The 21,014-nt window shown below is 66.6% G+C and carries 22 protein-coding genes; 7 read left to right on the top strand and 15 right to left on the bottom strand.

The features are described 5' to 3' along the window. Positions 1–137 precede the first annotated feature (137 nt). From N177_RS11285 to N177_RS11245, 9 genes are all read right to left on the bottom strand, one after another. Positions 138–1,769, bottom strand: a complete 1,632-nt coding sequence (locus N177_RS11285) for an alpha-D-glucose phosphate-specific phosphoglucomutase (RefSeq protein WP_040485640.1) — start codon at positions 1,767–1,769, stop codon at positions 138–140. 502 nt (positions 1,770–2,271) lie between these two features. Beyond that, on the bottom strand, positions 2,272–2,817 hold the full coding sequence (locus tag N177_RS11280) for a hypothetical protein (RefSeq protein ID WP_023432455.1): 546 nt from the start codon (positions 2,815–2,817) through the stop codon (positions 2,272–2,274). Between the two features lie 61 nt (positions 2,818–2,878). Next, positions 2,879–4,177: a bifunctional alpha/beta hydrolase/OsmC family protein gene (locus N177_RS11275; RefSeq protein WP_023432454.1), complete on the bottom strand. Its 1,299-nt coding sequence runs from the start codon at positions 4,175–4,177 to the stop codon at positions 2,879–2,881. Between the two features lie 49 nt (positions 4,178–4,226). Then, complete coding sequence (locus N177_RS11270) at positions 4,227–4,475, bottom strand: zf-HC2 domain-containing protein (RefSeq protein WP_023432453.1); 249 nt, start codon at positions 4,473–4,475, stop codon at positions 4,227–4,229. 13 nt (positions 4,476–4,488) lie between these two features. Beyond that, positions 4,489–5,217, bottom strand: coding sequence for an RNA polymerase sigma factor (locus tag N177_RS11265; protein WP_023432452.1), 729 nt, complete (start codon positions 5,215–5,217; stop codon positions 4,489–4,491). Between the two features lie 201 nt (positions 5,218–5,418). Further along, positions 5,419–5,850, bottom strand: coding sequence for a hypothetical protein (locus N177_RS11260; RefSeq protein ID WP_023432451.1), 432 nt, complete (start codon positions 5,848–5,850; stop codon positions 5,419–5,421). 70 nt (positions 5,851–5,920) lie between these two features. Beyond that, positions 5,921–6,622 carry a L,D-transpeptidase gene (locus N177_RS11255; protein WP_023432450.1) on the bottom strand — a complete coding sequence of 234 codons (702 nt, stop codon included), beginning with the start codon at positions 6,620–6,622 and terminating at the stop codon, positions 5,921–5,923. A gap of 142 nt (positions 6,623–6,764) precedes the next feature. Beyond that, the gene (locus tag N177_RS21075; protein ID WP_023432449.1) at positions 6,765–8,672 is read right to left on the bottom strand and encodes a radical SAM protein; all 1,908 of its coding nucleotides are present in this window, start codon (positions 8,670–8,672) and stop codon (positions 6,765–6,767) included. Between the two features lie 131 nt (positions 8,673–8,803). Continuing rightward, entirely contained in the window at positions 8,804–9,829 is a 1,026-nt protein-coding gene (locus tag N177_RS11245) for a DUF3179 domain-containing protein (protein WP_023432448.1), read from the bottom strand. Positions 9,830–9,948: 119 nt separating this feature from the next. Between N177_RS11245 and N177_RS11240 the strand changes: the two genes are divergently transcribed. The 6 genes from N177_RS11240 (at position 9,949) to N177_RS11215 (ending at position 15,160) form a co-directional block, all read left to right on the top strand. After that, a complete protein-coding gene (locus tag N177_RS11240; protein WP_040485650.1) occupies positions 9,949–10,827 on the top strand; it encodes a phosphate/phosphite/phosphonate ABC transporter substrate-binding protein in 879 nt (292 codons plus the stop codon). Positions 10,828–11,406: 579 nt separating this feature from the next. Beyond that, entirely contained in the window at positions 11,407–11,628 is a 222-nt protein-coding gene (locus N177_RS21390) for a PhnE/PtxC family ABC transporter permease (RefSeq protein WP_023432446.1), read from the top strand. Then, positions 11,625–12,431 carry a phosphonate ABC transporter ATP-binding protein gene (gene phnC / locus N177_RS11230; RefSeq protein ID WP_023432445.1) on the top strand — a complete coding sequence of 269 codons (807 nt, stop codon included), beginning with the start codon at positions 11,625–11,627 and terminating at the stop codon, positions 12,429–12,431. Before N177_RS21390 ends, phnC begins: the two co-directional genes overlap by 4 nt. Next, on the top strand, positions 12,431–13,063 hold the full coding sequence (locus N177_RS11225; RefSeq protein ID WP_023432444.1) for a TIGR04282 family arsenosugar biosynthesis glycosyltransferase: 633 nt from the start codon (positions 12,431–12,433) through the stop codon (positions 13,061–13,063). Before phnC ends, N177_RS11225 begins: the two co-directional genes overlap by 1 nt. 68 nt (positions 13,064–13,131) lie before the next feature. Further along, entirely contained in the window at positions 13,132–13,656 is a 525-nt protein-coding gene (locus tag N177_RS11220; protein ID WP_200863393.1) for a peroxiredoxin-like family protein, read from the top strand. Positions 13,657–13,738: 82 nt separating this feature from the next. Beyond that, a complete protein-coding gene (locus N177_RS11215; RefSeq protein WP_023432442.1) occupies positions 13,739–15,160 on the top strand; it encodes a dihydrolipoyl dehydrogenase family protein in 1,422 nt (473 codons plus the stop codon). 148 nt (positions 15,161–15,308) lie between these two features. Here N177_RS11215 and N177_RS11210 read toward each other — a convergent pair whose 3' ends face one another. The 3 genes from N177_RS11210 to N177_RS20620 all read right to left on the bottom strand — a co-directional run bounded on the left by N177_RS11210 (position 15,309) and on the right by N177_RS20620 (position 17,700). After that, a complete protein-coding gene (locus N177_RS11210) occupies positions 15,309–15,758 on the bottom strand; it encodes a DUF302 domain-containing protein (protein ID WP_023432441.1) in 450 nt (149 codons plus the stop codon). A 60-nt stretch (positions 15,759–15,818) separates the two neighbouring features. Then, on the bottom strand, positions 15,819–17,264 hold the full coding sequence (locus N177_RS20625) for a DUF547 domain-containing protein (protein WP_023432440.1): 1,446 nt from the start codon (positions 17,262–17,264) through the stop codon (positions 15,819–15,821). Positions 17,265–17,340: 76 nt separating this feature from the next. Continuing rightward, a complete protein-coding gene (locus N177_RS20620; protein WP_023432439.1) occupies positions 17,341–17,700 on the bottom strand; it encodes a hypothetical protein in 360 nt (119 codons plus the stop codon). A gap of 399 nt (positions 17,701–18,099) precedes the next feature. On the opposite strand from N177_RS20620, the gene N177_RS11195 reads away from it, so the two are divergent. Further along, on the top strand, positions 18,100–18,792 hold the full coding sequence (locus tag N177_RS11195) for a haloacid dehalogenase type II (RefSeq protein WP_023432438.1): 693 nt from the start codon (positions 18,100–18,102) through the stop codon (positions 18,790–18,792). A 40-nt stretch (positions 18,793–18,832) separates the two neighbouring features. On the opposite strand, the gene N177_RS11190 is transcribed toward N177_RS11195, so the two are convergent. The 3 genes from N177_RS11190 to N177_RS11180 all read right to left on the bottom strand — a co-directional run bounded on the left by N177_RS11190 (position 18,833) and on the right by N177_RS11180 (position 20,998). Next, positions 18,833–19,666, bottom strand: coding sequence for an alpha/beta fold hydrolase (locus N177_RS11190; RefSeq protein ID WP_023432437.1), 834 nt, complete (start codon positions 19,664–19,666; stop codon positions 18,833–18,835). A gap of 71 nt (positions 19,667–19,737) precedes the next feature. Then, positions 19,738–20,157 (bottom strand): DUF6789 family protein, encoded by a 420-nt coding sequence (locus tag N177_RS11185; protein ID WP_023432436.1) that lies wholly within the window; start codon positions 20,155–20,157, stop codon positions 19,738–19,740. Positions 20,158–20,191: 34 nt separating this feature from the next. Further along, positions 20,192–20,998 carry a redoxin domain-containing protein gene (locus tag N177_RS11180; protein ID WP_023432435.1) on the bottom strand — a complete coding sequence of 269 codons (807 nt, stop codon included), beginning with the start codon at positions 20,996–20,998 and terminating at the stop codon, positions 20,192–20,194. Positions 20,999–21,014 lie beyond the last annotated feature (16 nt).

Raw genomic sequence — 21,014 nt, 5'->3', positions numbered from 1 at the left:
GGGAAACCCCGACCTTTTTCAGTTCGCCTCGACACCTGTGCCAGTACATCCGTGGTCACGGTGAAAGGCGAACCCGAAAGTCCATTAGGGCCCGAGGAGGGTTAATCGATCGTTAACGAAGCTCGCCGGATCCTCGATCATGTGATCGTCGTCGGAGAGCCGCGGCCGGTACGGGCGGCCAGCTCCGAGATTTCGCCTGCTGCCCGGGCGACGGAGACAAGCGGCTCTCCCCCGCCGGCCGCGTCGTCCGCGGGGGAGGGATCGAACCGCTCGAGATACAGCCTCAGAGTAGCGCCGGAGGTGCCGGTGCCTGAGAGGCGGAAAATAGCCCGGGCGCCTTCCCTGAAGAAGACCCTGACGCCCTGGTGCCGCGAGACCGTGTCGTCCACCGGATCGTGGTAGGCGAAGTCGTCGCAGCTCTCGACGGTCAGCGGGCCGAAGGATCTCCCCGGCAGATCCGGCAGGCGATCCCGAAGGTCCTGCATGAGATCGTTTGCGACGTCCTGGTCCAGCCCCTCGTAGTCGTGCCGGGCGTAGTGATGCCGTCCGAAGCGCTTCCAGTGCTGCCGGACGATCTCGTCCGCCGGCATGCCTCGCGTCGCGATCACGTTGAGCCAGAACAGGACGGCCCAGAGGCCGTCCTTTTCGCGAACGTGGGTCGATCCTGTGCCGGCGCTTTCCTCGCCGCAGAGCGTGATGCGCCCCGCATCGAGAAGATTGCCGAAGAACTTCCAGCCGGTCGGCGTCTCGTAGCAGTCGATGCCCAGTGAATCCGCGACACGGTCCACCGCCCGGCTCGTCGGCATGGAGCGCGCGACTCCCGCGAGCCCGCCGGAATAGGCCGGCACGAGATGCGCGTTCGCCGTCAGGACGGCGAGGCTGTCGCTCGGCGAGACGAACATGCCGGGCGCGACGATCATGTTCCTGTCGCCGTCGCCGTCGGATGCGGCGGCCAAGCCAAAAGATTCATCCCGCTGCATCAGCTCAACGAGATCCCGGGCGTGCACGGGATTGGGGTCGGGATGACGCCCGCCGAAGTCGGGCAGGGGTTCGCCATTCGTCACGGTTCCCGCCTCGGCACCGAGACGCTCTTCCAGGATGACGCGGGCGTAGGGGCCCGTGATGGCGTTCATCGCGTCGAACCTCATTCGGAAGCCGGAAGCGAACAGCCCGGCGATACGGTCGAAGTCGAACAGCTCCTCCATGAGAGCCGCGTAATCGGAGACGGGATCGACGACTTCGACGACCGTGCCGCCGAGGTCGGTCTCCCCCAGCCGGCTCAGGTCGACGTCCGGGGCGTCCACGATGGAGTAGGTGTCGATCTCGGAGGAGCGGCGACTGATCGCGTCCGTCAGGCTCTCGGGCGCCGGACCACCGTTCGAGGCGTTGAACTTGATCCCGAAGTCCCCCTCCGAGCCTCCAGGATTGTGGCTCGCCGACAGGATGACGCCACCGAATGCCCTGCGCTTGCGGATTATGCAGGAGGCGGCGGGAGTGGAGAGGAGCCCGTCTCGCCCGACGATCAACCACGCGAAGCCGTTGGCGGCAGCCATCCTGATCACCGTTTGCACGACGCGGTCGTTGAAGAAGCGTCCATCTCCGCCGACGATGAGTTCCTTGCCGCGCGGATCGCCAGCCGCGTCGAAGATCGCCTGGACGAAGTTCTCCACGTAGTGCGGCTGCTGGAAGGTCTTGACCTTCTTGCGCAGGCCCGACGTGCCCGGCTTCTGATCCGGGAACGGCTTGGTGGGAACTTTGTTCGTGTTCATCGGCTCTCCGTGCTCTTTCAGGCAGACATGCCAAGCCCCTTGGTGCGCTTGGATCGACGCTGGCGAACCGCCCAGGCTCGACGGAGGCGGCTCAATTCCAGATAGCCGAAAGGGAGCTTCGTGACACCAATCGTCGAACAGCATCCGTCGCTGTAACGTCATCGCGTCCACGGAGGGGCATCACATATCCATCTCCTCCGGCGCCGGCAGGAGGACGCATCAGCGGTTTGAAGGACGCGACGAATGGCTGGTTCCTCCGTCCGGCTGGCCAATAGCGGCCAGACCCTTCCCGGCCAGGCCCACCCATCGGGTTCGCGCCCGACGCGGTCATTCAGGCAGTGAACAGAGGACACCTGAAGCAGACGTTCAACGCGTGGAACATAGGGACCGCTGAAGCCGGTTACCCCCGCACCCGAGAGCCTATTTGCGGCTTCAGAGGGGGTCGCCTCGCGGCGGATGTGCCGCACCGGATCGCGCCGGTGCGGCAACCGTGTCTTCCGCGCTATCGGGACGTCAGGGTCTCGAGGTCCTCGCCGCCGGCTGCGCTGTGGCAGGCGATGCAGCCCTCATCGGCGCCCTTGGCGACCCGTCCCGCAAGTTCCACGCCATCCGGATTCACGTCGAGCTCTCCGGAGGGGAGGTACTTGGCCCAGAACCAGTTCTGGTTCTCGGGGTCGTAGCCTTCTTCGCGCTTGAACATGATCGTCACCGCCGCCAGGTGCTCGACGGGGTTGTCGTAGACCTCCTGGATGGTGACTCCCTCGCCACCGTGGTTCCGCTTCACCAGCAACTTGCCCTCGTGGCCGTCGACCGTCGCCGTGGTGGAAAGCACCTCCTGCACGGTGCCGTGCGGCTCGCTGCCTTCGAACGGGCGCACCTTGATCGAGTTTTCACCGGCGAGCCGGGCGTTCGTCATCACCTCCCAAAGTGTTGCTGCGTACTCCACATCCTCCGGACCGCCGAACGGACTGTCCTGCGAAAGAACCGTGGCGGCCGGCCAGGCACCGAACAACGCGGCGGTGAAGATGCCGATCTTCCGGATAGTCATGGTCTCCTCCCTTCCTTTGACATTGGTCCGAAGGCTAGCGCGCCCCCCGATCATCGTGTGGTCAAGGCCAGTCAATTCCGTGCGAGCCGGCGGCCGCGTCCGTCTCCGGCCCTGAGACGGCATCGGGCGTGTCGGGAGAAGCATCGACCACGGTCGCGACACTGGCGCCGGCCTCCAGCGTGCGGTGTACCGGGCACTTGCCGGCGATTTCCACGAGCTTGCTCCGAAGCTCCGGCAGGAGGTGGCCTTCGATCGAGATGGTCCGCTCGAAGCGGTCGATCCGGCCGTTCCACGCACCCGCTGTACAATCCTCGCAGTCGCGGGCATGGACTTTCGCGTGCGAGACATCGACGCTGATGCGGCCGAGATCGAGCTTCTTGTGCTGGGCGTAGAGGCGGAGCGTCATGGACGTGCAGGCCCCGAGGGCCATGGAGAGGAAGTCGTAGGGAGAGGGACCGGAATCGAGGCCGCCCACGCTCTCCGGCTCGTCGGCGAAGATCCGGTGCCTGCCGGCCTGGACGGCGTTCTGGAATTTTCCCGCGCCTGTCTCGGTCACGCGCACGTGCTCGACCGCTTCCTCACCCTGCGGCGGGTCCTCCCGAATGTACTTGGACAGCCAGCCGGAGATGACCCGGGCGGCGAAGTCGGCATCAGACGGGCGCGAGAGGAGATGATCCGCGCCATCCAGCGAGACGAAGCTCTTGGGGTGCCTCGCCGCCCTGAAGATCTCGGTCGCGTTGTCGATACCGACGACCTCGTCGAGCGGGGCGTGCATGACGAGAAGCGGCCGTCGAAGGCCTGCGACCGCCTCGGCCACGCGCTGGGACCGCACGTCCTCCACGAACTGGCGCGTCAGGGTGAAGCTTCGCCCCGCCAGCTTCACCTCCGCCGCGCCGGCTCGCTCGATCTCCCCGATGCTGCTTCCGAAGTTCTCGAGCACGTGCGCCGCGTCGGACGGCGCGCCGATCGTGACCACGGCCTTCGCTTCGGGAACGTCGCCTGCCGCGACCAGGACGGCCGCTCCTCCGAGGGAATGTCCGATCAGCACCTCGGGGGCCTGATACCGGTCGCGGAGGAAATCGGCGGCGACGCAGAGATCCGCCACGTTCGAGGAGAAGTTGGTCGAGGCGAAGTCGCCCTCGCTGGAGCCGAGACCGGTGAAGTCGAACCGCAGAACCGCGATTCCTTCGCGCGCAAGCCCGGCGGCGAGCCGCCTCACCGCCACGAGATCCTTCGAGCACGCGAAGCAATGGGCGAAGAGGGCGTACGCGCGTGTCGGCCCGTTCGGCAGGTCGAGGCGAGCTGCCAGCCGTGCACCGCCGTGACCGGGGAAATCAACCCTCTGCGTCGTCAAACTCATATGGATCTCCGGGGCGAAGAGGTTGAGCCGAGGTCGGAGACTGGCGCACTCAGTATCGAAGCGGGGGCCTCCCGCCATCTCCTCGCAGGACTTCGACGAGACGCTCCCTCGATTCCTCTGCGGGCTGCTCCAGCCGGAGGTCTCGCAGCATCGCGATCGTCGCCTTGAGCTGCTCCACGTATCGGGTGCAGTGACGGCACATCATCAGATGCAGGCGCATCTGCAGACGCTCCAGAAACCCCATCTCCTTGTCGAGATAGCGGTCTGCGTTCTCGGTGATTTCGCGGCAGTTCAGCACGGGCGGCCCTCGATTACCGTCGCTCGTTCTCGACGGGGATGTCAGAGGGAAGTCTGCCCGCATCCGATTCCGTTACACGCCTTTCCCTCCTGCCGGGAGGTCGCGCGTCACGGTCCGACGCAATCTGCTCGAGCCGGCTTCGCAGCCTGGCCCGCGCGCGATGGAGGAGCACCCGCTGGTTCCCCTCACTGATGCCGAGGATCCTGCACGTCTCGCGCATGTCGTGGCCTTCGACGTCCCTCATGACCACGACTGCCCTCTGGGAGGGCGGCAGATCCTCGAGAGCGGCCGCCAGATGCTCCATCATCTGCCTGCCGCCGACCACTCTTTCCGGATCGTGAACGTCGAACTCATGGGGAGGATCGGACCACATGCCGGCCCGGTCGAACCGGGAGGCATCGACCGCCCCGTCGGCGTCCTCGACCAGCATGGCGGAGAAGGGCACGGACCGATGCTCCCGCTTCGCCCTCGTGCGGGCCTTGTTGACGAGGATCGAGAAGATCCAGCTCTTGAGGGAAGACCGCCGCTCGAATCGCGAGATCCCCGTGAGGACGGCGATCCACGTATCCTGCACCACTTCTTCCGCGGTCGCACGGTCGCGCACGAAGGTTCTGGCGAGCGCGATCAGGCTGCTGCCGTAGGCGTCGTAGAGGCGGCGGAAGACCTGCTCGTCACCTCGCTGCAGCGCCTCGGCCTCGTCCTGACTGCTGTCGTCTGCACTGACCGCCGCTTCTGTTCTCATCCTATCCCGGCCCAACCTGACTTGGTGTCTCGTTCAGGTGGCTGCGTCCGGCCTCGACGTCATCTGCGGGCGACGATACCGGACTGCCACGACTGACTGCCCGAACAATAGGCAGGAGACCTCGTCACGCGCTGTCACGTTGGTGTCAGGCGCGCGCGAGGCAGGTCAATCCGACGTGAGCCGCAGGTGAAGCCCTCACGGTCAGGCTTCCCGCAGGGCGCGCCTCTCCAGCATTTCGTCGAGGCTCAGGATCCGGTCCTCGGAGCGGGCGATGAACAGGCCCACTGCGCTGAGAAGGACGGGGAGGCCTGCCATGAACAGGAGGTTCGAGCCCTCGGCGAGCGGGAGGAGGAGGTGAGGTGCGGTGGAGACCGTCGACACGCCGTGGATCGCCACCCCCAGCCCATAAGAGATCGTCTTCCAGAGGGCGACGAAGATGGCGAGGCTGATCGCGATCTGAATGGTGCCGAGCACGGTCGACAGCATGGGAGCCAGGCCGTCGACGCCGTAGAACCCGCTGAAGATCGCGGCCGTTCCCGTGGGGTTCAGTATCTTGTTGAGCCCCCAGACGAGCAGAAAGAGAGCGAAACCGATACGCGTGAGAAGAAGGGCGACCTGCGACGAGGGAATCATGGGCAATCTTTCGCGGGTTGGTGGTGAACGAGCCGGGTCGGCTGTAGGGACAGGGAGTCGTGGGAGCCGGCTAGACGCTGGCGTGCTCGAGCACGACCACCCTCGTTCCCCTCGGCGTGCGGCGATAGAGGTCGATCGCGTCCTGGTTCAGCAGCCTTATGCAGCCGCTGGACATCGCCTTGCCGATGCTCCACGGCTCGTTGGTGCCATGGAGCCGGTAGAGCGTGTCGCGACCGTTCTTGAACAGATAGAGGGCCCGGGCGCCCAGAGGGTTGTCCAGTCCCGGCTCCATGCCGCCGGCATATCGGCGAAGCTCCGGATCGCGCTCCATCATGTTCCCGGTCGGCGTCCATGTCGGCCATGTCGCCTTTCTCTGGATCGTCGCGGTTCCGCTCCAGCCGAACCCGGCCCGGCCCACGCCGACCCCGTATCGCATGGCCCGTCCGCCGTCCTGCACGAGGTAGAGGTGCTTGCTGTTCGTATCGACCACGATCGTCCCCGGCTGCTCCGGCGTGGGGTAGGCGACCTGCTGGCGGTAGAAGCGCGGATCGATCCGGCTCAGGTCGACGGCCGGGATCGGGAACCGCTCGTTCGGAACCGCCGCGTACATCGCGACATAGCGCGAGGGTATCGGCGCGGGCGTGGGCGAATGTTCGGCGATGCGTGGCGAGCCGGATGCCGTGCAGCCGACCGCCAGGAGAGGCAGTCCGAGGACGAGGCCGCGTCGCGTGAGCCCGCGATGGCCGCGTGTTTCGATGAGGGGGCGCGTCAAGGCGTGCTCCATGAGTTCTGTGCGGAGGTGCAGCGCATCTACTCCGCGATGATCCGGGTGGGGAGTGACGGGCTGCTGCCCGGATGTGCCTGGCCGGCCTCTGCCGCCGGGCAAGGGCGGATCGCGCTGGCGCATCGTGCGGTCACACCAGCGCTTCGGCGGGATCCGGCGTCGCGGCCACGCCGTTCTTCCCGACAGCCGGCTTGGTCGCCCTGTCCCCCGCGCTGCACGAGGCGCCGCCCAGGACGCAGAACTTCGCGCAATGCCGGTGGTTGAGAGCAACGCTGCCGGACGCCTCCTCAAGGGTGGTTCCGAGTTCGAACGCGGGCTCGTAGGGCAGCAGCGTGCAGGCGACGACGCTCGGGCGCTCTGCGCCCTTGCGCTTCACGACCATCCGGGAGGAGGCGCACATCATGTCCTCGGGGTTCTTGCCGAGGATCGACCAGCACCCGGTGGTGATTTCGGGAACCTCGGCGTCCGGGTCCATCTCGGGGAAGAGGATCAGTCGAGCACCGTCGTGCGCGTCGACCTGGATGCCATGCTCCTCGAAGAGGCGCGCATAGCCGTCACGCTCCTCGTCGAGATCCTCCCCCCACATGGTGCGTCCGGCCACGGAGAGCTCGAAGCCGTTGCGGGCGAGCCAGACCAGCCCGTCGAGCGTCGGCCGGTAGGTCCTCGGCCCACGTTCCTCCTCATGCCGACGTGCTGAGAAATGGTCGAGCGACACTCTCATCGCCAGCCGGCCGCCATGGCGCTCCCGAAGCGCGAGCAAAGCCTTGCCGTGCCGCATCATCGGACGCATCGCGTTGGTGAGAACGAGCGCACGGAAGCCCCTGGAGAGGACGTCGTCCAGCATGCCGATCATCTCCGGATTGAGGAACGGCTCCCCGCCGGTGAAGCCGATCTCGGACGTTCCGAGACGATTCCGCTCGATCTCGTCGAGATAGCCCGCGACTTCGGCTCGGGTCAGGTAGACCAGGCGATCGTTGCGCGGGCTCGACTCGATGTAGCAGTTCCTGCAGGTCAGGTTGCAGAGCGTCCCGGTGTTGAACCAGAGCGTTTCGAGTTGCCTCAGGCCGACCCGGCCGCGGGGATGGCCGTCCGCCGTGAAGTCGGGGTCGCGAAACTTGTGTCTCTCGGCCTCCGCCTTCGGGAATGCCGGCCATAAATGATCCACAGCCGGCTCCCGACGCCGCGACGGAGCCAGTTCGGCACTGTGGGGCCAGAAGGCCTGCCCAGGAACGAGCGGGCGTCCCGCCTGCGCGATCTCGCGGGCCGGGAGGACGTCGCAGCTCGGCCAGATGCCGGTCTCGAGCGCGGCGGCGTAGCCTTCCGGCAAGCCGGCGTCCCGCATCGCCCTGGCGGCAGAGGCATGGTCGTATTCCAGGGCACGATGCTCGATCCGGATGCCGTCTCCCTCGGGCGTCAGGAGGCTGTACCAGGATCGCGTGGTGCCATCGTGGGCCGGCAGCCCGATGGCGCCCGCGTTGTGCCAGAGCCGCCCCCCGACGATCTGCGTGAACGGTATGCCGCAGTGGCCGCCGATCAGCCCGTCCGTGCCCGCGAGGGCAAGCTCCCGCTGCTTTTCTCTCGATGCAGTGGAGGCGAAAATGAACCTGTTCACGGTCTCGGTCCCGCCGTGCACGACGGCCAGGCGGCGTCCGCCGATCTCGATGTCGAGCCGGCTCGGCAGGCCCGCCATCCAAGCCCGGGCGTCCTCGTCGAGGTGGCGATCGGCATGCGCGAACCAGGCGGCGGAAAGCCTGTCGCAGGCGCTGCCCGGGCTGAAGCCGCACCCGCAGTCGGAGATCCCGGCCGCAAGGCTCTGCTCGCAATTCCCCCGAACCACCCGAACCCCCGAGCGCCGGATCAGCTCCACGGTCGCGACCGGATCGGCTCCGTATGCGACGACGTCGCCCGTGCAGATGACATGGTCCGGGGCGATTTCCAATCGGCGCGCCTGATCTAGCAGGGCCCGTGTCGCCTCGAGATTGCTGTAGGGCCCGCCGAAGACCAGGACGGTCCGCTCGTACCTCGTGGCGGGATTCATGGGCCGGAGCCCCGTTCCTGACGTCATCCGCTCGATCCGTTCGTTCCGTTTCGGTTGCCGCGCGCAAGACGGCGTTGCGAAATTGGTCTCCGGCCGGCCCCGACCGTTACAAAAAGGCCCGCTGCCGTTCCTCAGCGGCGATGGATGACGCCATCGGGCCTGAAGGCATGGAATGCGAAGGCGAAGGTGACGTCGTAGGGCAGGTCGACGGCCTCGCCGGACCGCAGGCGCTGGACGATTACGGTGCCGACATCCCGCCCACCCGCGACGGTGGATGCGTCCAGCGCGGAGCTCTGGCCGGCTCTCCAGCGAAGCACGATGTCGCCATCGCGAATTTCGCCCTTCGAGCGGACGAGCTCGAGGGGGTACGCCTCGTGCCGGCCCGGAGCGGTTTCGATCGCCACCACCCGGGCCATCGGCTCGATGCCGTCGGGCATGCTGCCGTCATAGAGAAACGGGGTGGCGCCCTCGCGATCGTATCCGAGATAGGGATTGCGCCCATATGCCCGAACCGACGGATTTTCCGGACCCAGGACCTTGCCGTCGGGATGGCGCTGGACGAAGCTCGAATATGACTCGAGCCGGGACGGGATGCGCTTCAGCTCCGTCCCCGCCATCTCCCCGACGATTGCTTCGCCGGTGAACTGCTGCCACCAGCTCTCGGTCTGCCGGTCGTACATCACGAGGTCGGAATGCCGGAGCTTGCCGGTGGTCCCGAAGTCGAGGACACGCCCGCCGACGGTCCGGTCGAACACGAGCGAGGCATTGCAGAGGGGGCAGTAGGTGATGGCAACGGGCAAACCGTCCACCACGTCGTTGACGATCTCGTGCCACATCATGACACGCAACGGATATGCCCGTGCATCGCCATCGATCTCGAGCGAGATGACCGGCTCCTGCGGCTGAAGATCCTTCGCCCATCCCCGGGCCTCGCCGTCGACCAGGGCCGTGAAGGCGGGGTTGTCGATAGATGGAATGCCATCCTTCGGGGGGCCGCCCGATCGGATCTCCGCGAGGTCAACCGTAGATCGGGAGAAGTCCGTGCGCGGCCATTCCACCCGCCAGTCGTCCGGAGCCGCAGTGGCGGACGGCGCCGCCCCGCCCAAGACCATCATGGGGACGACGAGGACGGTCGATCTGATCCAGGCTCTGAACATTGAGACTTCCTCCGGCTGTAACGGTTAGTCGTCTGGAGCGACCACTCGTTACGCGTGCTCAAGCCATCGGTCGCAGCGGGCTCGCAGCAACCGGAAACGAATTGGTGGAGATCCCCAGCGTGCCTTCGTTGAACCTCGCCTTCCGGCGTCTCGTCGCTTCTTGCCTCGTCGCAGGCGGCCTTCTGTCACTCGGAGCCCCGGGTGCGTCGGCGGAGACGCTGCGCTTCGCCGTTGGTCCCTTCCAGGCGACTCCGAGCGATACGAAGACGGCCTACGAGCCGTTCTTTGCCTACATCGCCCAGCAACTCGACGCGGACTACGAGCTCGCCGTCACGAACGACTGGGCCGGCATCGCGGTCGCTCTCGCGAACGGCCAGGCCGACGTCGCGTGGATGGGGCCCTGGGGCTATGTCCTCGCCCACAACGAGGGTGGCGCCGAGGCCGTCGCAACCGTCAAGTACGACGGTGAGCCGACCTATCACGCCATCATTCTGGCGCGGCCCGACGTTCCGATCGAAAGCTGGCCCGAGGATGCGGAAGGTCTCAGCATCTCGTTCGCCGATGTAGGCTCGACATCGGGTTGGCTCATTCCGCATTTCTGGTTTCACGAACGGAGCATCGACCCGAGGAGCTACTTTGGTTACCGCGACGGCGCGTCTCACGCGGCGAACGTCATGGCCGTGGCCAACGGGCAGGTAGATCTCGCGACGGACTACGATCGCAATCTCGCGGCCATGATCGAGCGTGGCATCGTCGATCGCGATGACCTTCGCATCGTGTGGAGGTCCGACCCGCTGCCGAACGACCCGCTGGTGGTTCGCGAGGGCCTGGACCCGGAGATCGTTTCCCGACTCCAGGAGATCGTCGTCGGCATCGGCGAGGAGCAGGCGCAGGAAATAATGCCCCCGCACTACACGGGGTGGGTGCCCGCCGACCATGAGAGCTACGCCATGATCGAGAATGCGGGGCGGGCTCTCGGCAAGCTCAAACAGCGTTGATGACGACGGACCGGCTCGAGGCCGCGCTCGCCCGCCCCGTCGGCCTGCGAAGGCGGGCGCGCATGGTCATCGGCGGTGGCGTCGTGGTGCTGTTCTACGCCGCGTGTGCCCACTTCGCCGATATCGACCCCGTGGCCCTGTGGCAAGGCCTTCCGCGCCTGGTGAGCTGGGCAGGGCGGGCCTGGCCCCCCGACTTCGCGGAGTTGCCCGTCCTGCTCCACCGGGCAGGTGAGACCGTCGCGATGGCAACGCTCGGCACGACGCTGGGTGCAGTTCTCGCCGTGCCGCTCTGCATCCTCGCGGCACGCAACACGAGCGAGGCCTGGCTCTACTATCCCGCTCGCGCGCTACTCAACACGCTGCGCGGCATCGACAGCTTCGTGTTCGCCCTGATCTTCGTCGCGGCGGTCGGGCTCGGGCCGTTCGCAGGGGTGCTCGGGGTCGGCCTCCACACGGCGGGATCTATCGCCAAGCTCTGGGCGGAGAGCATCGAATCCGCCGAGGCCGGCCCGCTGGAGGCGGCCTTGATGGACGGGGGGCGGCCGGCTGAAGGCCATCCGCCACGCGCTTCTGCCCGACGTGCTGCCGAGCCTCACGTCGACATCGCTCTACATGTGGGAGTTCAACGTGCGCGCCTCGACCGTTCTCGGCATCGTCGGGGCCGGCGGGATTGGGCAGGAACTCAAGAACAGCGTCGACCTTCTGATGTTCGACCGGGTGCTGGCCATCATCCTGATCATCCTCGCGATGGTCACGGCCATCGACCAGCTCAGTGCATTTCTGCGCAGGAGACTGGCATGAAGCCGGCCATCGAGGCGATCGACCTCGCCAAGAGCTTCGAGAGCAACACCGTGCTGGACGGTGCAAGCCTGTCGATCCGTCCGGGCGAATTCGTGGCGCTCGTCGGACCGAGCGGGGCGGGCAAGTCCACCCTCTTCAGGTGCATGACCGGCCTCACCGCGCCGGATGCCGGCGAGGTGAGAGTGGCGGGTGTTCCCCTTGGGGGACTCCGCGCCCGGGACCTGGCCAGGGTCCGCCGCCGGATCGGCGTCGTCTTCCAGCAGTACAACCTCGTCCGGCGCCTCAGCGCGCTGGACAATGTCCTCGCGGGGCGACTGGCGGATGCGGCGGCCTGGCGGGTGGCGCTTGGGCGATTTTCGCGGTCCGACCGTCTTCTGGCCGCAGCAGCGCTCGACCGGGTCGGGCTGCTCGACCACGCCCATCAGCGGGCGAGCACTCTCTCCGGCGGCCAGCAGCAGCGTGTCGCGATCGCCCGCGCGCTCGCCCAGGAAAGTTCGGTCATTCTCGCCGACGAACCCGTTGCGAGCCTCGACCCCGATAGCGCGGAGATGGTCCTGACCCTGCTGAAGCAGCTCACAGCCGAGAAGGGGCTGGCCATCTGCTGCACGCTCCACCAGCACGCCTTGGCCGAGCGCTTCTGCGACAGAATTCTCGAGCTCCGGGGCGGCCGGATCGGATTGCAGGACGAAGCCGTCCCCTCCTTCGCGAGAGCGTGGCAGTCGCTCTCGCCCGTCCGCGTTTCTCAGAATGCCGGAACGTCCCTCTCACCTGAGGGACGTCACCGGCGACGGGTCGAGGCATGATGTCGGTCGCCATTTTCGCCAAGGCCCCGATCCCCGGCTTCGCCAAGACCCGCCTCTCGCCCGCAATCGGTGCCGAGAGCGCCGCCAGGCTACAGGAATGGCTTCTCGTGCGGACTGTCGAGACGGTGTTCCGCAGCGGCCTCGGCCCGGTCTCCCTCTGGTGCGCACCCGGTAGCGGGCACCCTTTTTTCGGTGCCCTGGCGGAGCGGTACCGCATTCGGCTGCACGACCAGGGCGGGGACGATCTCGGGGACCGGATGCTGGGCGCCTTCCGGGCACAGACGGATGCTCGGCCGCTCCTCCTGATCGGGACCGACTGCCCGAGCCTCGAGGCGACCCACTTGCAAGCGGCTGCCCGGGCGCTCGAACTGGGCAGCGATGCCGTTTTCCTGCCCGCCGAAGATGGCGGCTATGTCCTCGTGGGGCTGAGGAGGCCAGTGCCCGAACTGTTTCGCCAAATGCCGTGGGGCAGCGATCGGGTCATGGAGGAAACGCGGCACCGGATGCGCCGCACCGGGATGTCGTGGAGCGAGCCGGCGACGTTGTGGGACGTCGATCGCCCAGAAGACATCGCGCGGCTGGACGGCGACTTGCTCGCCGCGCTTGCGGCTTCCGAGAATGTCCCGGTGTAACGATTTGCCCGTTCCGGTGAACTGTGTATCGGGGGCAACGGACCTGTCCCCCAAACGAACTCGAAAGGATGACTATGCCAACGCAGAAGCTTGAAGCCGGCGGCACCTTGCCCTCGGTCACCGTCCCGCAGGTCGGGGGCGGCGAGATCGAACTCGGCAGGGGCGACGGCTGGAACGCGGTCGTGGTCTACCGCGGCAAGCACTGCCCGATCTGCAAGGCCTATCTGGGCGATCTGAACAACAAGCTCGGCGATTTTCGGGGCGCCGGCGTGAACGTCGTGGCGGTTTCGGGCGATCCGCAGGAGAAGGCGGAGACGGAAGCTCGCGAAGAAGGCTGGACCTTTCCCGTGGCGTACGGGCTGACAGTCGATCAAATGGCAGCGCTGGGCCTTTACGTGTCCGATCCCCGCTCGCCGGAGGAGACGGACCGACCCTTCCCGGAGCCGGGCCTGTTCGTCGTCAATCCCGAAGGCCGCCTCCAGATCGTCGACGTGTCGAACGCTCCGTTCTCGCGACCGGATCTTGGAATGCTGCTGAAGGGGCTGAAATTCATCCAGGAGAAGAACTACCCCATCCGCGGAACGCACGGCTGAATCCTCGGCCGTCGTCTCCCGCCGCTGGCACTGTGCGTCGGCGGCATCATCCGACTTTCTCATGCTCAAGGAGTGGCTACGCATGGCCGGCGCGATCAACTGCGACGTCTGCATCATCGGTGCCGGCTCGGCCGGCCTCTCCGCGGCGGCCGGATTGGCACAGCTCGGCCTCGAGACCGTCCTGATCGAGTCCGGCGAGATGGGAGGGGACTGCCTCAATACGGGCTGCGTGCCGTCGAAGGCTCTCCTGTCCCTGGCGAAGCGCAGGCACGTCGCAGCAGGCGTGCACCCGGCTGAGGTTGAACCGGCGCCGCGTGAAGCCATCAACGCCTACGTGTCGGAGACGATCGCGGCGATCGCGCCTCACGACTCGCAGGAGCGATTCGAGGGCATGGGCGTTACCGTGATCCGCGAATGCGCCCGCTTCGAGAGCCCGACCCGCGTCATGGCCGGCGATACCGCCGTCGAGGCCAAGCGCTTCGTCATCGCGACAGGATCGAGCGCCGCGATTCCGCCCATCGCCGGGCTCGAACCCGGGCGGGTCCTGACGAACGAGACGATCTTCTCGCTGGAGGAGACGCCGGAGCACCTCGTCGTGATCGGCGGCGGCCCGATCGGGTTGGAGATGGCGCAGGCGCACCGCCGGCTCGGCAGCAGGGTGACCGTGCTCGAGATGCGCACGGTCCTGCCCAAGGACGATCCCGAACTCGTCGACGTGGTGCGCCGGTGCCTGAAGGCGGAGGGCATCGAGATCCTCGAGAACGTCGAGGTGCGCTCGGTCGAGCATCTGCCCGGAGGCCACCGAGTCAGGCTGTCGATGGAAGGCGCCGAACATCAGGTCGCGGGCTCGCACCTTCTCGTGGCGGCCGGCCGCAAGGTGAATGTCGACGGGCTGGGCCTGGAGGCTGCGGGGGTCGAGTACGACAGGAAGGGCATCAGGACCGACCGTCGGCTGCGCACCAGCCGCAAGCATATCCATGCGATCGGCGACGTTGCCGGCGGCCCGCAGTTCACGCATGTCGCCGGCTACCACGCCGGGATCCTGGTGAGGAACATCGCCTTCCGCATCCCGGCGAAGGTCGACTACGACGCGCTGCCCTGGGTCACCTACACCGACCCCGAACTCGCCCATGTGGGGCTGACGCTCGAGGCTGCCCGCGAGCGCCACGGCGACGGCGTCAGGAGCTTCACGCACGCGTTCACCGGCCTCGACCGGGCGGTGGCGGAGCGGCGCCGTGAGGGGCTTCTGAAGGTCGTCGCGCGGCCCGACGGACGTATCCTTGGATGTTCGATCGTCGGGCCCGGAGCGGGTGAGCTGATCGCGCTCTGGGGCCTGGCCATCAGCCGAAAGCTGAAGCTGAAGGCACTCACGGATGTGATCTTTCCCTACCCCACGATCTCCGAAGTGAGCCGGCAGGCGGCCGGGGAGTGGTACAAGCCTTCCCTGTTCAACGATCGCACCCGCCGCCTCGTGTCCCTGCTGCAGAGGCTCCCGGGCTTCTGAGCATCTGCGGCCGCCGCCGATGGTCTCGAGCGGCGGCACCGAGGCAGCTTTTGGGGTCCGGACGCAGAGATAGGGTCCCGGGCGTTCTTACCCGGCCCCCGTATCTCATGTCGGTCCGTCTGGGCGGAGACCGCGCTGCTCTGCCGGTTCAGCCGCCGGTCGCCGCCGAAACGAGCTTGTCGAGTGCGCCCTTCATCGTCCGGAAGGCTTCGTCGGCACCTTCGACGTCGTGCCGCTCGCGCACGGCCTCCGGGTCTTCGTAGGCGATCCGGGTCTGGCCGCCCTCCTCCCACACGAGGACCCGGAGCGGGAGGTCCAGCCCCGCGCGCCGCTCGGCCGCGATGACCGGCGTGCCGATCTTCGGATTGCCGAATATGATCACGGTCGTCTCCGGGAGCTCCGTGGAGACGGACCTGGCACCTTCCGCATGATCCACGGTGGCGAACACGGTCGCGCCGGCGTTCTCGGCAGCCTCGACGAAGTTGGCAACCGTTTCCGCGACGGAGAGGGGGCTTTCGGTTTCCACCAGTTCCGCCGCGCGAGCGTCGACGAAGCCGATCGTCACGAGCCCCGCCGCCATCACCAGATGCTTCAGCATGGTTGGTCCACTCCCTGGATTGTCGAACTTTGATGACGAGCCGTTCCGGCTCCGCGTCGTCTAGCGGCTGTTCAGGGTCCAGTCGTACCCGAGAAACCGGATCTCGACGTCCGGAGGCAGTCTCACCCCGGCCTCTCGCGTCAGCCAGACCCGCAGGTCGCCTTGCGAGAAGTCCTCGGAAAACCAGTCCATCACCTTGCTCACCTCGACCACGCCTGCCGTCTCCCGGCGCAGGCCTTTTGAAGGATTCGCCAGCGTCGCGGCGACCTGGTCGTCGAGTTGCTCGTCCAGTCGGTCGCCTCGGTAAGCTTCAGTCCGCAGGTCGGGGCACGATATGGCAGCGCAGTTGATGGCGAAGTGGATCCGCGCGTCGCCCATGGGCCTGATGATCCCGTGCTCGATATCGTCCAGCGAATACTCACGGCCGGCGATGGCCCATTTGTGGCGCTGCCAGGCCGTCTGGATGAGATTGCCGAGGTTCTTGATCGAGCGCTGCTCACCGCTCCCGACGATGAGGTCGATCGTCAGGAAATTGTAGGCGTTGATCCAGTACGCGAGGCGGTCGTTTCCGGCTGGGCCCGTGGCAGGATCGCTCGACAGCAGGATCTGCCGAGCCTCGACGTGCCGCGGATCGCTCGCCCACGCCCGATAGTCCACGCCATGATAGATGATGCCGTTCCGCCTTGCAGTCGCGACGTGGGCCCCGAGCAGGCTGTCGTACGTCTCGACGAACTTGTCGTAAGGACCCGCGACGGCGAAGGTCGGCACGACAGCGCCGGCTCCACCGATCGCAGCCGCGAGCAGGACGATCATCGCGGAAGCCTGGCGACCGGGCCTTTTCAACTGGGTATAGATCGTGGGCAGCAGCGCCATCAGTCCGAGAAGGCTGAAGGCGAGGAGCGTCTGGGCCGAGATCAGGTCGGCGGGATCGCTGATCGAGGCGAGTTCGCCGCCGAGATTGGCGTAGACGAACGAGCCCGGCATGATGCCGAGGAGGGTGGTGATCGCGAAGGTTCGGGTGCGCACACCGAACATCGCGGGGACGATGTTCACGAGAAAGAACGGAAAAAGCGGTACGAGACGCAGAAACAGGAGATAACCGAACGCATTCTCCTGCAGGTTTCGCGCAACCCTGTGATAGAGCGGCCCGGCCTTCCGGCGCAAGCTCTCTCCGAGCGAAGTCGAGGCGATCCAGAAGATCGCGACCGCCCCGCAGGTCGCGGCGCCGACGATCAGGGCGGTACCCGCCCACCGGCCGAACAGGAAACCGCCCAGCAGCGAGAGGACCGTCGCCGCCGGCAGCGAAAGCGCCACGATCGAAGCGTAAACGGTGAAGAAGATCGCGGCGGCCACGATCGGCCGCGCATCGACATGAGCGAGCAACGCATCGCGGTGATCCCTCACCGTCTGGAAACTCAGCACTTCGCCGAGCCCCAGGAGATGTGCCGCGACGGCGGCTGAGAGGAAGACGAGGAGCACGAGATAGACGGGGCGGATGCGCGGCATTCGGGACACTCCTGCGGAGTCGACATGATGGAGCCCGGGCTCGAAAGGAAGAGCCCGGGCAGATCTTGTTGGCGGCCTACATGTCCGCCATCTGGCCCGCCGGCCCAGGCCAAGGGCCCATCAGTTGCTCGAACGTCACTTCGCCCATCTCGCCTGGCATGTCGCCGTGGGTTCGATCGTCTGCATGGTAGGCGACGACGAACATCTGGTAATCGTTGTCGGCCGGAACCGTGATCGTCGTCTCGGCGCCACCGTCGTCGCCCGCCCGGAACTCGTTTGCCGGAGTTCCGCCCGCCGGCCCCATGTCCATGCCGAACGTGCCCGAATTGACCCACCAGATCGTATAGAGCCCCCCTGGCACGAGCCCGGTCGCCTCGAGCGTGACCTCATGCTGATCGCTCGACGCCGCGGCGGAGGCGGTGCCGGTGGCCTCCATCCAAGTCCCCGACTCCTGCCCCTCGGGTACGCCGCTGCGGTCGGCGGCACTCAACGTCGTCTCGAAATCCTCTGCGTGGGCCGTTCCGCCGGTGACACCTGCAGCGAGGGCGAGGAAAGCTCCGAGCGCGACAGCCCTCCACGGCAAACAGTCCGAATAAAGGTGTACCATTGCGTTTCTCCCTTGGGTCGGGTTGCCAAAAGGCGCGGCCATATATCCGCGACCTAGAGTGGTCGGGCTGGAGCTGCGGAACGTTACCCCCTCTGGCCTCGATTTTGGCCTGTTCACCCAGGGTTGACCGTTCGTGAACGGTTCTTTCGTCTGGAGCGGCGGTCACCTGTCGCGCTGCCTGACAAAAGATGCGCCGCCAACGGGTGCCAGCAAAATGAGGAGCAACCGATGCCGGAAGCTGCAACACCTACGGGAGACGCCCCTCGTGCCGTCGCCTTTGACATAATCGAAACCGTCTTCTCCCTCGATGTGCTGCGCGACCGCGTGGAGGCACTCGAGGTCTCGCGCGAGCTTGTGGATCTCTGGTTCGCCAGGAGCTTGCGAGACGCGTTTGCACTGGCGGCGACCGGATCGTTCGCCCCGTTCCGCGATGTTCTGGAAGCAGCTCTCCGGGAAGCTCTCGCGGAGAAGGGGCACCGATTCGACCCCGAGTCGGTGGCCAATGTCCTCGGTGGCTTTTCGGTGCTCGATCCTCATCCGGACGCCCCGGAGGCGTTCCGGATGGCGCGTGAAGCCGACATGCGGGTGGTTGCACTCTCGAACGGCAGTGCCGACGTCACCGGGGCCCTGCTCGAACGGGCTCTCCTCGACGAGTTCGTGGACCTCGTCATTTCCGTGGACGAGGTCGGGCTGGCGAAGCCGCGTGCTGAGGTGTACCGCCATGCGGCGGAACGGGCGGGGGTGGAACCGTCACGACTTTGCCTGGTGGCGGCCCATCCCTGGGACATCCATGGTGCCAAGGCAGCAGGCCTCGTCGGCGCGTTCGTCTCACGCGGAACGAGCTACCCCGATTTCATGCTGCAGCCGGACGTCGACGCCTCATCGCTCGTGGAGGCGGTCTCCGCTCTCGTACGGCGATGACCACGGTAACGCGGGGAATGGTCCGCATACCAAGCCTCGCTCACGCCGTCGCCGTGCTTCCAGCGGCCATGGCGACGAGAGCATTGATTTCCTCGGCGACCACAACCGGGTGGTCTTCGGGAGTGAAGTGTTTCGCCCCATCGATTCGGCGCAATGGTGCCGAGAGATCGTGCGCCAGACGCTCGCCGTAACGGACCTTCTGGAACTGGTCCGCCGCACCCCAGCAGAGCCTCGCCGGCACGTTTAGCCGGGACAGCTCCGGCGCCACCGCCTCCGTATCGCGGACGTCGAGCGCCGCCACCTGCCGGGCGAGTGCCGCAGCACCGTCGCTATCGAGGTAGGCCGGAAAGTGCGCCTCAAGCGCTTCTCGCGCCTGGGCGGGTTCATCATGGCCGCGGCGGAACAGCGTCGTCATGACCATCTTCAGCGCCGCGTCGGGGAGGTGGCGTATCGCGCTCCGAGTGGCCCGGAGGATTTTCACGCTGGGGATGGGCCAGGAGTCGTAGGCGATAGCGTTTGTAAGGAAGAGGCCGGCGCAGCGGTCTCTGTGACGGACCGCCGCGATCTGGGCAACGCCTCCGCCAAGGTCGTGCCCGGCGAGGATCGCCCGCTCCAGCCCGAGTGCGTTCATCCAGGCCACGAGGTATTCGGCCTGCTTCGCCACCGAGATATCGCGCCCCCGACCGGCAGGGATCGAGCCGGCATACCCCACCATTTCCCAGGCCAGGCACCGCGCTCCCTCCAACCTGGGCAGGACGTGCCGCCAGAGCCGTGGCCCCGTAGGGATGCCGTGTATCAAGACAAGGGGTATGCCCTCGCCGCGCTCGTGCCAGCGCATGGGAATGCCGTCGATGGTTCGGCTGTTCATCTCCATTGTTTCGTCCCCTCGCTGAACTGCTCCTCGTCGTGTGACCGTATCGGGAAGGTCGCGGTCGAATCTCGCCGTCAAGCGATGATCCAGCCGTAGACGAACCCGAGGATGGCGCCGAAGATGAGATGCATCATGAGCGCCATCACAGGCGCCATCGCGCCGAGCCTGGCCCCGAAGACGCCGTTCCCTGCCATCGGCATCATGACGAGCATCGCGATCAGCCATCCCGCTGCGCCGAGAACCGCTCCGTTCAGCCAGTGAGAACCCGGCCACAGGCCCGCGAAAACCCAGGCGTAAGCCAGCCCGTAGATCACAGTGCCGACGATGAAGTGGACGACCCAGCCGATCGCACGCGAGGCGCCCATCATGCCGGAGATCATTCCGATCATGTCGAGCTGCGGCATCAGGTTCATGCTCTGCTTCATCAACTGCATCATCGAAAGGATGGCGGTCGCGACGAAGCCGGCGATGAGTCCGGCCCACAATGGTGTCATGGCGCGCACTCCTTCTCTGCATTGAACACCGGGATCACCTTCGGCTTATGGCCCGCGCTGCCAGTGTCGCGACGACGGCAACGCCGACCCCGAGCGTCGCGGCGGCGGCCGCCGTTCGCCAGGCAGGCGGCAGTGGCCGATAGAGGTCGGCGAGCGAAGCCATGAGGCCCATTGGCGGAGCGGCCTGCCACAGGTCGCTCTGGGCCCGCGGGCCGGCTCGCCGCGTCATCTCGCGCATGGTGCCGACCCCGCGTGCCATCGGCACGAGCCGCCGTGTGCTCTCCGACCTCGATGGCTGCTCACCCCGGGCGACGGCTTCCAAAGCCTGGACAAGCCCTCGCTCGTCGCCGGCCCACAGTGACCGGAAGACGATGGTCCCGGTCTCGTCGGTCAGGTACGCGGCGTTCGGTTTCTCATCGAGCCGCCGGTGTATCGATCCGTCCGGGTCGTCCACGACAATCGTCCAGGGAAGGCGGTCCCGCTGCTGCAGCGAGCGAGCTGCATTGCGCTTTTCCTCGGCCACCCCGGCCTGGTCGTGATGCTCTCCCGGGTGCGCCTCCCGGACATAGAGCATTATGAATTCGATGCGGTGGCCAAATCTCCCATGGAGCTCCTTGAGGATCGGGTTGGAACTTGCCGTCATCGGGCAGGTGAACGATCCCGTGACCAGCAGCACGGGGCGCCCTGCAAGATCGCGTGTCCTCAGCCACCCGCCCTCGGCGGTCGGCAGGTCGAACTCCGGCAGGCGGTCGCCGGCTTTGGGCGCGCCCTTTCTGAACTGCATGTCGTCGGACAGGATCTCTGACGAGACATGCTCATAGGCGTAGCGTGTTTCGCTCATCTCGGCCTCCAGACTT

It is taken from the genome of Lutibaculum baratangense AMV1, from assembly GCF_000496075.1.
Classification (GTDB): Bacteria; Pseudomonadota; Alphaproteobacteria; order Rhizobiales; family Tepidamorphaceae; genus Lutibaculum; species Lutibaculum baratangense.
This window is presented reverse-complemented; position numbering and strand designations above follow the sequence as displayed.

Bases quoted from the DNA above. Each gene is read 5' to 3' on its own strand.
- N177_RS11285 (WP_040485640.1), bottom strand. From the start codon at position 1,769: ATGAACACGAACAAAGTTCCCACCAAGCCGTTCCCGGATCAGAAGCCG.
- N177_RS11280 (WP_023432455.1), bottom strand. From the start codon at position 2,817: ATGACTATCCGGAAGATCGGCATCTTCACCGCCGCGTTGTTCGGTGCC.
- N177_RS11275 (WP_023432454.1), bottom strand. From the start codon at position 4,177: ATGAGTTTGACGACGCAGAGGGTTGATTTCCCCGGTCACGGCGGTGCA.
- N177_RS11265 (WP_023432452.1), bottom strand. From the start codon at position 5,217: ATGAGAACAGAAGCGGCGGTCAGTGCAGACGACAGCAGTCAGGACGAG.
- N177_RS11260 (WP_023432451.1), bottom strand. From the start codon at position 5,850: ATGATTCCCTCGTCGCAGGTCGCCCTTCTTCTCACGCGTATCGGTTTC.
- N177_RS21075 (WP_023432449.1), bottom strand. From the start codon at position 8,672: ATGAATCCCGCCACGAGGTACGAGCGGACCGTCCTGGTCTTCGGCGGG.
- N177_RS11245 (WP_023432448.1), bottom strand. From the start codon at position 9,829: ATGTTCAGAGCCTGGATCAGATCGACCGTCCTCGTCGTCCCCATGATG.
- phnC (WP_023432445.1), top strand. From the start codon at position 11,625: ATGAAGCCGGCCATCGAGGCGATCGACCTCGCCAAGAGCTTCGAGAGC.
- N177_RS11225 (WP_023432444.1), top strand. From the start codon at position 12,431: ATGTCGGTCGCCATTTTCGCCAAGGCCCCGATCCCCGGCTTCGCCAAG.
- N177_RS11220 (WP_200863393.1), top strand. From the start codon at position 13,132: ATGACTATGCCAACGCAGAAGCTTGAAGCCGGCGGCACCTTGCCCTCG.
- N177_RS11215 (WP_023432442.1), top strand. From the start codon at position 13,739: ATGGCCGGCGCGATCAACTGCGACGTCTGCATCATCGGTGCCGGCTCG.
- N177_RS11210 (WP_023432441.1), bottom strand. From the start codon at position 15,758: ATGCTGAAGCATCTGGTGATGGCGGCGGGGCTCGTGACGATCGGCTTC.
- N177_RS20625 (WP_023432440.1), bottom strand. From the start codon at position 17,264: ATGCCGCGCATCCGCCCCGTCTATCTCGTGCTCCTCGTCTTCCTCTCA.
- N177_RS20620 (WP_023432439.1), bottom strand. From the start codon at position 17,700: ATGGAGGCCACCGGCACCGCCTCCGCCGCGGCGTCGAGCGATCAGCAT.
- N177_RS11195 (WP_023432438.1), top strand. From the start codon at position 18,100: ATGCCGGAAGCTGCAACACCTACGGGAGACGCCCCTCGTGCCGTCGCC.
- N177_RS11190 (WP_023432437.1), bottom strand. From the start codon at position 19,666: ATGGAGATGAACAGCCGAACCATCGACGGCATTCCCATGCGCTGGCAC.
- N177_RS11185 (WP_023432436.1), bottom strand. From the start codon at position 20,157: ATGACACCATTGTGGGCCGGACTCATCGCCGGCTTCGTCGCGACCGCC.
- N177_RS11180 (WP_023432435.1), bottom strand. From the start codon at position 20,998: ATGAGCGAAACACGCTACGCCTATGAGCATGTCTCGTCAGAGATCCTG.